Here is a 12,413-nt window from a genome sequence, read left to right as displayed (position 1 = left end):
GGCGATCGTGGCCATCCTGGCGGTGCTCAAGACCGGGGCGGCGTACCTGCCGATCGACCCGGCCGCGCCGGGCGCCCAGCGATCCACCACCTCGGCCGGGCAGGCCTCGCCGACCACCGCCAGCGCCACCGACTCCAGCCCCTTCGGCGACAGCATCGCCACCGCCGACGGGGTCTGCGTCAACACGGTGACCTCCGCGTCGACGAGCAGGGCGTGGAAGTCCTTCGGCGAGCGGGCCACCGACTCGGGCACCACCACCAGCCGGCCGCCGCGCAGCAGCGCGCCGAAGATCTCCCAGACCGACACGTCGAAGGCGTACGAGTGGCTCTGCGTCCACACGCCCACCCGCGGCAGGCCGGCGTCCAGGGTGTCCAGCAGCTGGGTCACGTTGCGGTGGGTGATCGCCACGCCCTTGGGGACACCGGTGGTGCCCGAGTCGGTGGCCCGCTCGCCGAAGGACTTCCACGCCCTGCTCGTCGACGCGGAGGTCACCGTGTTGACGCAGACCCCGTCGGCGGTGGCGATGCTGTCGCCGAAGGGGCTGGAGTCGGTGGCGCTGGCGGTGGTCGGCGAGGCCTGCCCGGCCGAGGTGGTGGATCGCTGGGCGCCCGGCCGGGTGATGGTGAACGCCTACGGCCCGACCGAGACCACCATGTGTGTGGCGATCAGCGCCCCGCTGACGCGGGGATCCGGGACGCCGCCGATCGGTCTGCCGGTGGACGGCGCGGCCCTGTTCGTGCTCGACCCGTGGTTGCGCCCGGTGCCCGCCGGTGTCGTCGGCGAGCTGTATGTGGCCGGCGACGGGGTGGCCGCCGGATATGTGGGCCGGGCCGGGCTGACGGCCTCGCGGTTCGTGGCGTGCCCGTTCGGGGCGCCCGGGGCGCGCATGTATCGCACCGGGGACCTGGTCTGCTGGGGGCCCGACGGACAGCTGCGCTACCTGGGTCGCGCCGACGAGCAGGTGAAGATCCGCGGCTACCGCATCGAGCTCGGCGAGGTCCAGGCCGCGCTGGCCGCGCTGGACGACGTCGAGCAGGCCGTGGTGATCGCCCGCGAGGACCAGCCGGGCGTCAAGCGGCTGGTGGGCTACCTCACCGGCACGGCCGACCCGGGCGAGGCGCGCACCGCGCTGGCCGAGCGGTTGCCGGTCTACATGGTGCCGGCCGCGGTGGTGGCGCTCGACGCGTTGCCGCTGACCCCCAACGGCAAACTCGACGTGCGCGCCCTGCCGGCGGCGGAGTACACCGGCAGCGGATACCGGGCCCCGGCCACCGCCACCGAGCGGGCGGTGGCCGACAGCTACGCCCAGGTGCTCGGCGTGGAGCGGGTGGGCGTCGACGACTCCTTCTTCGACCTGGGCGGCGACAGCATCTCGGCGATGCGCGTGGTCGCCGCGATCAACGCCAGCCTGGGCGTTGACCTGGCGGTACGCGCCCTGTTCGACGCGCCCACGGTCAGGGCGCTGAGCCTGCGGCTGCGGGCCGAGTCGGCGGACGGCGACGACGTCGTTCCCGTGCAGATCCTCCGGGAGGGTTCGGGGGTGCCGTTGTTCTGCATCCACCCGGCCGGCGGGGTGAGCTGGCCGTATCGGGTGCTCGGCAAGTACCTGGACCGCCCGATCTTCGGCATTCAGCAAACCCCATCGGCCGATGCAGCCGCCCCGCGGTCGGTCCGCGAATTGGCCGAGATCCACGCCGACCGGATCCAGGACGTCTATCCCGACGGGCCCTACCACCTGCTGGGCTGGTCGTTCGGCGGGGTCGTCGCCCACGAGATCGCGATCGAGCTGCAGCGCCGCGGCCGCGCGATCGGGCGCCTGATCCTGCTCGACGCCCAGCCCAGCATCGACGACGCGATCGCCCTGCCGGAGCACGCCCTGGGCGAGCAGCAGGTGCTCGACGACGTCCTGCGGGCCTACAACATCAGCGTCGACGCGCAGACCGGGCCGCCCACCGACGAGCAACTGGCGGAGCTCCTGCGCGAATCCGGCGTCGCCGACATACCACGGCACCGACGGCTCGTCGATTTGCTGGCCGGAAACCTCAACGACAACATCGAGCTCTACCGGCTGCACGAGCCCCGGCTGTTCGACGGCGACATCTGCGTGTTCTCCGCCGTGCGGGACCAAAGCGACCGCAGTTCGCTGCTGGCCCGCTCCTGGGAGCCCTACGCCTCCGGCGACGTGCTCACCCACGCGGTGGACTGCACGCACAACGAGATGCTGTCCGCCGACTCGGTCGCACGCTACGGGCGCCAACTTTGGCAGCTGCTCCGCGAGGAACGCCGCCGCGAACTGGCCCCGCACGAACGGTTCAACGCGGCGGCCGGTGACGACGAGCCGCCCACCAAGTCATGAGCGGTCTCGCCGGTACATCGCGACGGTGCGATCCAGTTCACACATCCGTCGATCACGGTGATCACCACGGGTCGGCCGCGGCCGTCGGCGGCCCGTTGCAGCGCTTTTGGCGAAGCTCACGCGCGCTTCGATCCGGGCAACGGTAGGGTCGAAGGCGTGTGCGGAGTCACCGGGGAGGTCCGACTCGACGGGCAGGCGCCCGACGTAGCGGCGGTCTCAGCAATGGCCGCGGTGCTGACACCACGGGGCCCCGATGCGGGCGGCGCCTGGTCGCAGGGCCGGGTCGCGCTCGGCCATCGTCGCCTGAAGATCATCGACCTGACCGAGGCCGGCGCCCAGCCGATGGTCGACTCGGAGCTGGGCCTGTCGCTGGCCTGGAACGGCTGCATCTACAACTACAAGGAGTTGCGCCAGGAGCTCAGCGGGTACGGCTACCGCTTCTTCTCGCACAGCGACACCGAAGTCCTGATCAAGGCCTACCACCGGTGGGGCGATGACTTCGTCAGCCACCTGTTCGGCATGTTCGCCTTCGCCGTCGTCGAACGCGACAGCGGGCGGGTGCTGCTCGGCCGGGACCGCCTCGGCATCAAGCCGCTGTATCTGACCGAGGACCTTCACCGGGTCCGGTTCGCGTCGACGTTGCCGGCCCTGCTGGCCGGCGGCGGCGTGGACACCCGCATCGACCCCGTCGCCCTGCACCACTACATGAGCTTCCACTCGGTGGTGCCCGCGCCGAACACCATCCTGCGCGGCGTCCGCAAGGTGCCGCCCGCCTCGCTGGTCGCCATCGAGCCCGACGGCCGGCGCACCGTCACCACCTACTGGGCGCCGGACTTCACCCGGCACGCCGACCGCGCGGATTGGTCGGAGCGCGACTGGGAAGACGCGGTGCTGTCCACGCTGCGGTTGGCGGTCAAGCGCCGCCTGGTCGCGGACGTGCCGGTCGGTTGCCTGTTGTCCGGCGGCGTGGACTCCAGCCTGATCGTGGGCCTGCTCGCCGAGGCCGGCCAGCACGGGTTGTCGACGTTCTCCATCGGCTTCGAGTCCGCCGGCGGCGTCAAGGGCGACGAATTCCAGTACTCCGACATCGTGGCCCAGCGCTTCGAGACCGACCACCACCAGATCCGCATCGAGACCGACCGGATGCTGCCCGCCCTGGACGGGGCCATCGGCGCGATGAGCGAGCCGATGGTCAGCCACGACTGCGTCGCCTTCTATCTGCTCAGCCAGGAAGTGGCGCGGCACGTCAAGGTCGTGCAGTCCGGCCAGGGCGCCGACGAAGTATTCGCCGGCTACCACTGGTATCCGCCGATGGGCGATCCGGCCGCCGCCACCCTGGACGGCGCCGTCGCCCAGTACCGGGGCGCCTTCTTCGACCGCGACGCGGCCGGGGTGCAGGCGCTGGTCGGATCGGGCATCGTCGCGCCCGGCGACCCCAGCCTGCGGTTCGTCACCGAGCACTTCGCGCAGGCCGGCGCCGAAACCGGGATCGACCGCGCGCTGCGGCTCGACACGACGGTGATGTTGATCGACGATCCGGTGAAGCGGGTGGACAACATGACGATGGCGTGGGGGCTGGAGGGCCGGGTCCCGTTCCTCGACCACGAGCTGGTCGAGCTGGCCGCGACCTGCCCGCCGGAGCTCAAGATCGCCCACGAAGGCAAGGGCGTCCTGAAACAGGCTGCGCGACGGGTGATTCCGGCGGAGGTCATCGACCGCCCCAAGGGCTACTTCCCGGTCCCGGCGCTGACCCACCTCGAAGGCCCGTACCTCGACATGGTCCGCGACGCTCTGTACGCGCCCACCGCCAAGGAGCGCGGCCTGTTCAACACCGACGCGGTCGACGCGCTGCTGGCCAACCCCAACGGCAAGCTGACCCCGCTGCGCGGCAACGAGCTCTGGCAGATCGCGCTGCTCGAGCTCTGGCTGCAGCGCCACGGTGTCACCGGCCCGGTTGCATGACCATGGCCGATCCGTCCGGCGACCACACCGAGGCGATCACGCTCGGTCTGCACGACGCATCCCCGCCCGAGCTGGTCGATGCGATGGCCAAAGACGTCGAGCTCGAATTGGGTTGGGGCCGACTGATTTTCGGGCAGACCTTCGCCAATTCCCAGCAGCTGGTCGAGGCGCTGCGCCGCGAGGGGCCCGGCCGGCGCGACATCTGCATCTACGCCCGCGAATCTCACGTGGTGGTAGCCGAGGCGCCCACCGAGCTCTTCATCGACCCCAGCCACACCTACCGGCTGCGTTTCACGCCTGCGACGAAGAACTTCGGCCCGGCCCCGCCGGGCTTGACGGTGCGCACGCTCAACGACCCGATCGACGCCGACGCCATGAACCGCGTCTACGTGCGCTGCGGCATGGTCCCGGCCGGCGTCGACGTGATCTGGGACAACCACCAGAACGTGCCCGCGGTGAAGTATCTGCTCGCGGTGCGCGACGAGGACGGCGCGGTGGTCGGCACGGTCACCGGGGTCGATCACGAGTTGCTGTTCAACGACCCCGAGGAAGGGTCGAGCCTGTGGACCCTGGCGGTCGATCCGGCCGCCGGGCTGCCCGGCGTCGGCGGCGCGCTGACCAAGGCGCTGGCCGAGCACTTCCGCAGTGCGGGCCGCGCCTACATGGATCTGTCGGTGGCGCACGACAACGCGGCCGCCATCGGCCTCTACGAGAAGCTGGGTTTCCGCCGCGTCCCGGTGCTGGCGATCAAGCGCAAGAACGCGATCAACGAGCCGCTGTTCAGCCCGCCGCCCGAGACGGTCGACGACCTCAACCCCTATGCCCGGATCATCGCCGACGAGGCGCTGCGGCGGGGGATCTGGGTCGAGGTGCTCGACGCCGAGACCGGCGAGATGCGCCTGACCCACGGCGGCCGCAGCGTCATCACCCGTGAGTCGCTGTCCGAGTACACCTCGGCGGTGGCGATGTGCCGGTGTGACGACAAGCGGCTGACGCGGCGCCTGGTCTCCGAGGCCGGCATCACCGTGCCGCGGGCGCGGCTGGCCACCTTCGACGAGAGCGACTTCGCCTTCGTCAAGGAGGTCGGCGAGGTCGTCGTCAAACCGACACGGGGCGAGCAGGGCAAAGGCATCACCGTCGGGGTGGTGCCGGACAACGGCCCCGACGACCTGTCCGCCGCACTGGCGCGGGCCCGCCAGCAGTACCCGGACGTGCTGATCGAACAGCGGATCACGGGCGACGACCTTCGGCTGGTGGTGATCGACGGCCGCGTGGTGGCCGCCGCGCTGCGGATGCCTCCCGAGGTCATCGGCACCGGGGAGCACAGCGTGCGGGACCTGATCGCGGCCGAAAGCCGGCGGCGCTCGGCGGCCACCGGCGGCGAGTCCCGCATCCCGCTCGACGACCTCACCGAGTCGACCGTCGCCGAGGCCGGGTGGAAGCTGGACGACGTGCTGCCCCAGGGGACCCGGCTGCGGGTGCGCCGCACCGCCAACCTGCATCAGGGCGGCACCATCCACGACGTCACCGCGCACGTGAACAGCGAATTGTGCCGCGTCGCGGTGACGGCGGCCGAGGCGATCGGCATCCCGGTGACCGGCATCGACCTGTTGGTGCCCGACGTCACCGGCGCCGAGTACGCGTTCATCGAAGCCAACGAGCGCCCTGGCCTGGCCAACCACGAACCCCAGCCCACCGCCGCGGCCTTCATCGACTTCCTGTTTCCCGGCCACCCCGGCCAGCCGCAGGCCTGGACTCCCGAGGAGTCCCGCTCCGATCGCGGCTGACGCCCGCTGAATGGGTAGATCTCTTTTCAAACGCCGAACGGAGACCGCATGAGTGCGAGCGCGCAAACCAAGACCATCTCGACCCATGTGCCGGCGCGGCTGGACCGGCTGCCGTGGTCGCGGTTTCACTGGCGCGTGGTCGTCGGCCTGGGCGGGGTGTGGGTGCTCGACGGGCTCGAGGTCACCATGGTGGGCAACGTCTCGGCCCGGCTCATGGAGCACAACAGCGGCATCGCGCTCGATCCCGCCCAGATCGGCATGGCGGCCGCGATCTACATCGCCGGCGCCTGTTCGGGGGCGCTGTTCTTCGGCCACCTGACCGACCGCTTCGGCCGGCGAAACCTGTTCATCCTCACCCTGGCGATCTATTTGGTGGCCACCGTCGCGACCGCCTTCGCGTTCGCCCCGTGGTACTTCTTCCTGACCCGTTTCTTCACCGGCTCGGGCATCGGGGGCGAATACGCCGCCATCAATTCGGCCATCGACGAGCTGATCCCGGCGCGGGTGCGCGGCCGCGTCGACCTGGTGATCAACGGAACCTATTGGCTGGGTTCGGCCGCCGGCGCGGGCGGCGCGCTGATCCTGCTGAACACCTCGAACTTCCCGCCCAACATCGGCTGGCGGCTCGCCTTCGGAATCGGCGCCATCCTCGGCATTTTCGTGCTGCTGGTGCGGCGCAACGTGCCGGAGAGCCCGCGGTGGTTGTTCATCCACGGCCGCGACGACGAAGCCGAACAGATCGTCGGCGAGATCGAGGAGGCGGTTCAGCGCGAGACCGGCCAGCCGCTGCCGGAACCGCAAGGCAAGGCGTTGCGGATCCGCCAGCGCACCGCGATCTCGTTCCGCGAGATCGCCGCGGTCGCGTTCAAGCTCTATCCGCGGCGCGCGATCCTCGGGCTGGCGCTGTTCATCGGGCAGGCGTTCCTCTACAACGGCGTCACGTTCAACCTCGGGACGCTGCTCAGCCAGTTCTACGCGGTGCCGTCGGGCATGGTGCCGGTGTTCTTCGTGCTGTGGGCCCTGAGCAATTTCGCCGGCCCGCTGGTGCTCGGGCACCTGTTCGACACCGTCGGCCGTAAACCGATGATCACGCTGACCTACCTCGGTTCCGCGGTCGCGGTGGTGGCGCTGGCGATCGTGTTTCTCACCCGGGCCGGCGGCGTCTGGGCCTTCATCGGCGTGCTGATCGTCGCGTTCTTCCTGGCCTCGGCGGGCGCCAGCGCGGCGTACCTGACGGTCAGCGAGATCTTCCCGATGGAGACCAGGGCGCTGGCGATCGCCTTCTTCTACGCGATGGGCACGGCGATCGGTGGTATCACCGGGCCGTTGCTGTTCGGTCAGCTGATCAACTCGGGCATGCGCACCGAGGTCGTCTGGTCGTTCCTCATCGGGGCGGCCGTGATGGCGGCCGCGGGCCTGGTCGAACTGTGGCTCGGCATCGCCGCCGAGCGGCGCCCGCTCGAAGAGCTGGCGCTGCCGTTGACCGTGGAAGATGCCGAAGATGCTGAGCGCCAGGAAGATTCGGAGCCGGCAGCGGACTGAGTCGCGACGGATCAGCCGTACGCGTCCCACCACGTGTGCAGGTCCTCGACGGTGGCCGGATCCCCGCTGACGTCGCTGAGCATGAGCCTGGCGTCGTTGGACCAGATCACGTTGGGGCGGTTGTTGTAGGTGCCGCACGCGATCAGGCCGGCCATGTCGTTGGGTGTCTCGTCGTAGTGCCAGCTGACGGGTGAGCGTCCCTCGCCGGGGCAGTTCACCAGGCTGATATTGCCGATGTCGTCGGCGAAGGCCCGCTTCAGCCGGTCGGGCGTGGCGAACAGCCCGTAGGTGGCGCGGGCCGGTCCGCCGGGCTGGGTGTTCTGGCCGCAGGTCACCATGGCCACCGCAGTCACCCAGATGCTGCCCGTCTCCGGGGTCGCCGGCGTGCAGGCGCCGGGCAGGTACCCGGGTGGAAGCAGGCTGATCAGCCGCGCCTGATCGCCGCTGGGCGCCGCGGCGGACGGGGGCGCGGTCTTGCCCGACGTGGCAAGGTGCTGGGGCTGGCTGGTCGGCTTGAGCAGCAGCCAGACGCCGGCGGCACCGATCGCCACGGCGACGACGGCGGCCGCGGCGACCACCGGCCACCGGGTGCGCCTGCGCCGCGGCGGGCCGGGCGGGCTGATCCGGCTGATCGGGCCAGCGGCGTCGCCGCGCTGCAGGATCGTCTCGGCCCGCTCGCGCTCGGGGCTGCTCAGCGCCTTGCGCGCGGCACCGGCCAGCGCGCCGGCGGTGGGGTAGCGCTCGGCGGGGTCCTTGGCCATTCCGCCCGCGATCACCGCGTCAAATGCCGGGCTGACGCCGGCCGCGTGCGCGCTGGGTTTGGGGATGGGCTGCATCATGTGCGCGGTCACCAGCGCGCCGGAGCTGTCGGCGCCATACGGCGGCGCCCCCGTCAGGCATTCGTACAGCACGCAGGCCAGCGCGTAGACGTCGGCGCGGGAAGTCACCTCGTCACTCGAAAAGCGTTCGGGCGCCATGTATTTCAACGTTCCGACCGCGGTGCCCAGTTGGGTGAGTTTCTCGTCGGTCTCGGCGCTGGCGATCCCGAAGTCGACCAGATAGGCGAAGTCGTCGCCGGTGATCAGGATGTTTTGCGGTTTGACGTCGCGATGCGTCACCCCCGCGGCGTGGGCGGCGTCGAGCGCCGACGCGACCTGGTGGATGATGGCGACCGCCCGGGGCGCGGGCAGCGGTCCCTGCTGTTCGAGCAGGGTGTCCAGGTCGACACCCTCGATGAGGCGCATCTCCAGGAACAGCTGGCCGTCGATTTCGCCGTAGTCGTGGATGGGCACCACATGCGGCTCCAGCAGTTGGCCGGTGATGCGGGCCTCGCGCTCCATTCGCTTGCGGAACACCGGATCCTGGCTGAACGTGTGGGACATCAGCTTCACCGCCACGGTCCACTGCTTGACGGTGTGCTCGGCCTCGTACACCTCGCCCATTCCGCCGCGGCCGAGCAGCCGCTTGAGGCGGTAGGGCCCAAACGTCGTTCCCGCCTTCGACCCCTGCGCGTCGCTCACAACATCCCCGGGGCCGCTTGCTATCCGGTGAGTTTCGTCAGCCAGGCCGGATTCTGGTAGTTCACCGCCGTGGTGCCGTCCCACACGAACGGCGTGGAGTTGGCGTTGTCGCTCGACAGCGTCGAGTAGCCGTTGGCCGCTTTGGCCTTGGCCGTGCCGATGTCGTCGCCGGACTTGATGCAGGCGATGACCCCGGCGCTAGCGCCGACCGTCTTGGCCAATTGTGCGAGCTCGCCGTCGGTGCGGTCCTCGGCGGCGCCCTCCTGCGGCTGAAAGTTGCTGGCGAACAAGCCCGAATAGAAGTCGGCGTAGAGCTTGGGGTCGTTCTGCGCGGCGACGCAGTAGCTGGCCGCCACCGCGCGGGTCGAGTAGTCCTGGCTGTGCGACTTGTCGTCGAGGAAGTTGAGCAGGTGATAGCGCACGGCCAGCTTCTTGTTGTTCACCGCGGCGTCGATGTCGGCGGCGTTCGACCTGATGAAGCTGCCGCACGGCGGGCAGATCGGCTCGTTGAAGATGTCGATCGTGGTCTGGGCCGCCGAACTCCCGACGAACACACCGTCATCGAGGACCCGCAGCGCGACGGCGTCGGGCGGCGGCGGGGGCGGCGTCGCCGGGGCCGGCCCGGACTTCGGTTCCCACGGGCGCACGACGCCGAGGATCACCCCGATCAGCACCACCGTGAGCGTGGCGGCGACACCGACCCACAGCCAGGGCTTGCGGCCGGCCCGCGGCGGCTGGCCCCAGGGCGGGGTCGCCGCGCCGGCGTTGGTCCAGACCGGGGGGCCGCCCCACGGCGGTGGTTGGACGGCGCCCGACGGCGTGGGCCAGGAGCCGAGCGGCGGGGCGGGCGGTGCCGCGGCGGGCGGGCCGGGCGCAAACCCGCCGGCCGGCTGGCCGGCGAATGCGGCCGGCGGCGTTGCCATTTGGGTGCGCTCCAGGATGTCGGTGGCCCGATCCTGATCCGGCGCGGCCAGGGCGCCGTAGGCGGCCGCCGCCAGGTCACCGCAGGTGAGGTAGCGGTCCGCGGGGTCCTTGGCCATGCCGCGGGCGATCACGCCGTCGAAGGCGGCCGGGATGCTGGGGCGCGCCGCGCTCGGGCGCGGGATCGGTTGGTGGACGTGGGCGCCCATCACGCTGAGCTGGTCACCGGTGTAGGGCGGGGAGCCGGTCAGGCACTCGTAGAGCACGCAGGCCAGCGCGTAGATGTCGGCCTTATGGGTGATTGCGGAATCGCCGAACCGCTCCGGGGCCATGTATTTGGCGGTGCCCACAGTGGTGCCGAACTGCGTCAGCTTTTCGTCCGACGTGGCGCTGGCGATGCCGAAATCGACGAGATAGGCGAAGTCGTCGGCGCTCACCAGGATGTTTTCCGGCTTCACGTCTCGGTGCAGGATCCCGGCCGCGTGCGCGGCGTCGAGCGCCGAACCGATCTGGCGCACAATCGCTATCGCGCGCGGCGGCGATATCGGTCCGTACCGCTTCAGCATGCTGGCCAGGTCCTTGCCGTCGATCAGCCGCATGTCCACGTAGAGCTGCCCGTCGATTTCGCCGAAGTCGTGGATGGGCACGACGTGCGGTTCGTGCAGCCGTCCGGCGGTGCGGGCCTCGCGCTGCATCCGGGAGCGGAAGACCGGATCGTTGGACAGGGTCCGCGACATCAGTTTGAGGGCCACGGTGCGCTCACGGACCGTGTCCTCGGCCTCGTAGACGTCGCCCATGCCGCCACGGCCGACCAGGCGCAGCAGCCGATACGGCCCGAACTGCGTACCCTCCCGCGAATCCGCGGTCGCCTCACCCATCGAAGACTCCTCACCCGCGCATACCGGGCATGCAGGCATAAGGCTAAGGTTTTCGCGGCCGCAGGGCACGGCGAATAGCGAAAGCCAGCTAATTCGACGGGGCGCGATTAACGGATGTCGTCATCGCCGGTGGCGCGCTCGGTGAGCCCTTCTCGGGCCAGCGCCCGGACGAAACCGTACGCCTGCATGCCGGCGGGGCCCGGATTGTCGAAGATCCATTCGTTGATCTTTTCCAGCGCGTTGGCCAGGTCGTCGCGCTTGACCCGAACCAGGTAGGTCTTCCGGTCGTCGTCGGGATCCTCGAGGGATTCGGCGACCGCGACCGGATTCTTGAACGCGTAGGCGATCCCGTGCACGGCATCGTGGTTCAGGGCCCAGTGAATCTCGCTGGGGCGCAGCCGGTTCACCGCCAGGTTGCGGTAGTCACGGTCATCGTCTGAACTGCTCACCGGGCCGGTGATCCTTTTCTGTGTGCATCGGGAAAGTGGAACGGCGATCAATTGAAGGAAGGTCGCGCGAAGCGATTCGCGCAACGTTCATACCGGGCATTTTCATCATAGGAAGAGGTGCGGTCGGCTGCATGCCGAGCGCGTTGCGCACGCCCGCATTCCGCCGATTGCGGCCGGGCTCAGCGGCGATATTTCAAATACAGATAGCCGTCGCAGACCAGCGCGTGCTCGAGGCTCATGGTGACCGGTGCGGGTAGCCGCGCCGGGTGCAGCCGGTGGCCTACCGGTTGGCTCGCCGCCAGCTTGGGGGCCAGCGTCACACAGATCTCGGTGACGGCGTCGGCCTCCACCAGCTCGTCGAGCAGCGTCGGTCCGCCCTCGCACAGGATGCGGTGCATGCCGAGCTCCCGCAGGGTCGCGACCGCGCGGGAGACGTCGACGGAGTCTTCGCCCGCGACCAGGAGGTGTTGGCGGTCGTCGTCGGGGTCGAACCGCGCCGCGGTGCTCGCGCAGGTCACCAGGATCGGCGGCTGGTCCGGATCGCTGAGCAACCGGGCCGGTAGCTCACCGCTGCGGCTCACCACGGCGATCGGCGGCGGTTCGGCCCGCCCCTCGTGCTGCCGCCGCTCCCGCGCCGCATCGCCGAGCGTCACCGGGCCGTAGTTTTCGGCGCGGGCGGTGCCGGCACCGACCAGCACGACGTCGGCGAGGCCGCGCAGGATTCGCAGGAGCCGCTGATCGGTAGGGCACGACAGCGGACCGGCGCGCCCGCCGAACGCCGCGGCGCCGTCGGCGCTGAAGATCATGTTGGCGCGCACCCCGTCCGGGGGATCGGCATAGAAGGGCGCGAGCTCGATGATGCTGGGGACGGCGCTGATCCGGGGCGACTCGGCCACGCGTCAGGCCTCGTGGCCGGGTTGCAGCTCGCGCACGTCGCCGAAGGACACCCAGGTTTCCAGTTCCCGCGGCGGGCTGCCGCCGACCGGTGCGAGCAGGTG

At 70.3% G+C, this 12,413-nt stretch carries 9 protein-coding genes and 1 pseudogene; 4 read left to right on the top strand and 6 right to left on the bottom strand.

Going from position 1 to position 12,413, the window contains the following annotated elements:
* The coding region (locus A5622_RS30355; RefSeq protein WP_304441489.1) for an AMP-binding protein at nucleotides 1-408 on the bottom strand (408 nt) is incomplete at its 3' end.
* Between A5622_RS30355 and A5622_RS24660 the strand changes: the two genes are divergently transcribed.
* The 4 genes from A5622_RS24660 (at nucleotide 398) to A5622_RS24645 (ending at nucleotide 7,647) form a co-directional block, all read left to right on the top strand.
* Nucleotides 398-2,356, top strand: a complete 1,959-nt coding sequence (locus A5622_RS24660) for a thioesterase domain-containing protein (protein ID WP_304441488.1) — start codon at nucleotides 398-400, stop codon at nucleotides 2,354-2,356. The two genes, A5622_RS30355 and A5622_RS24660, sit on opposite strands and share 11 nt — an antisense overlap.
* A gap of 156 nt (nucleotides 2,357-2,512) precedes the next feature.
* Nucleotides 2,513-4,318 carry an N-acetylglutaminylglutamine amidotransferase gene (locus A5622_RS24655; protein ID WP_066881789.1) on the top strand — a complete coding sequence of 602 codons (1,806 nt, stop codon included), beginning with the start codon at nucleotides 2,513-2,515 and terminating at the stop codon, nucleotides 4,316-4,318.
* The gene (gene ngg / locus A5622_RS24650; RefSeq protein ID WP_066881787.1) at nucleotides 4,315-6,105 is read left to right on the top strand and encodes an N-acetylglutaminylglutamine synthetase; all 1,791 of its coding nucleotides are present in this window, start codon (nucleotides 4,315-4,317) and stop codon (nucleotides 6,103-6,105) included. The genes A5622_RS24655 and ngg overlap by 4 nt, the downstream gene beginning before the upstream one ends.
* 48 nt (nucleotides 6,106-6,153) lie before the next feature.
* Nucleotides 6,154-7,647 (top strand): MFS transporter, encoded by a 1,494-nt coding sequence (locus A5622_RS24645; RefSeq protein WP_066881785.1) that lies wholly within the window; start codon nucleotides 6,154-6,156, stop codon nucleotides 7,645-7,647.
* An 11-nt stretch (nucleotides 7,648-7,658) separates the two neighbouring features.
* Here A5622_RS24645 and A5622_RS24640 read toward each other — a convergent pair whose 3' ends face one another.
* The 5 genes and pseudogenes from A5622_RS24640 to A5622_RS24620 form a co-directional block, all read right to left on the bottom strand.
* The gene (locus tag A5622_RS24640) at nucleotides 7,659-9,167 is read right to left on the bottom strand and encodes a serine/threonine-protein kinase (RefSeq protein ID WP_066881783.1); all 1,509 of its coding nucleotides are present in this window, start codon (nucleotides 9,165-9,167) and stop codon (nucleotides 7,659-7,661) included.
* A 20-nt stretch (nucleotides 9,168-9,187) separates the two neighbouring features.
* Nucleotides 9,188-10,966, bottom strand: a complete 1,779-nt coding sequence (locus A5622_RS24635) for a serine/threonine protein kinase PknE (protein ID WP_066881781.1) — start codon at nucleotides 10,964-10,966, stop codon at nucleotides 9,188-9,190.
* A gap of 107 nt (nucleotides 10,967-11,073) precedes the next feature.
* Nucleotides 11,074-11,415: a hypothetical protein gene (locus tag A5622_RS24630; RefSeq protein WP_066872577.1), complete on the bottom strand. Its 342-nt coding sequence runs from the start codon at nucleotides 11,413-11,415 to the stop codon at nucleotides 11,074-11,076.
* Nucleotides 11,416-11,594: 179 nt separating this feature from the next.
* Nucleotides 11,595-12,311: a pyrimidine reductase family protein gene (locus tag A5622_RS24625; RefSeq protein ID WP_066881779.1), complete on the bottom strand. Its 717-nt coding sequence runs from the start codon at nucleotides 12,309-12,311 to the stop codon at nucleotides 11,595-11,597.
* 3 nt (nucleotides 12,312-12,314) lie between these two features.
* Nucleotides 12,315-12,413 (bottom strand): annotated as a pseudogene (locus tag A5622_RS24620) (flavin reductase); the annotation flags it as partial.

Source organism: Mycobacterium sp. 1245801.1, assembly GCF_001673055.1.
Taxonomy (GTDB): Bacteria; Actinomycetota; Actinomycetes; order Mycobacteriales; family Mycobacteriaceae; genus Mycobacterium; species Mycobacterium europaeum_A.
The sequence above is the reverse complement of the archived record's forward strand: the minus strand, read 5'-3'. Positions and strand labels throughout refer to the sequence as shown.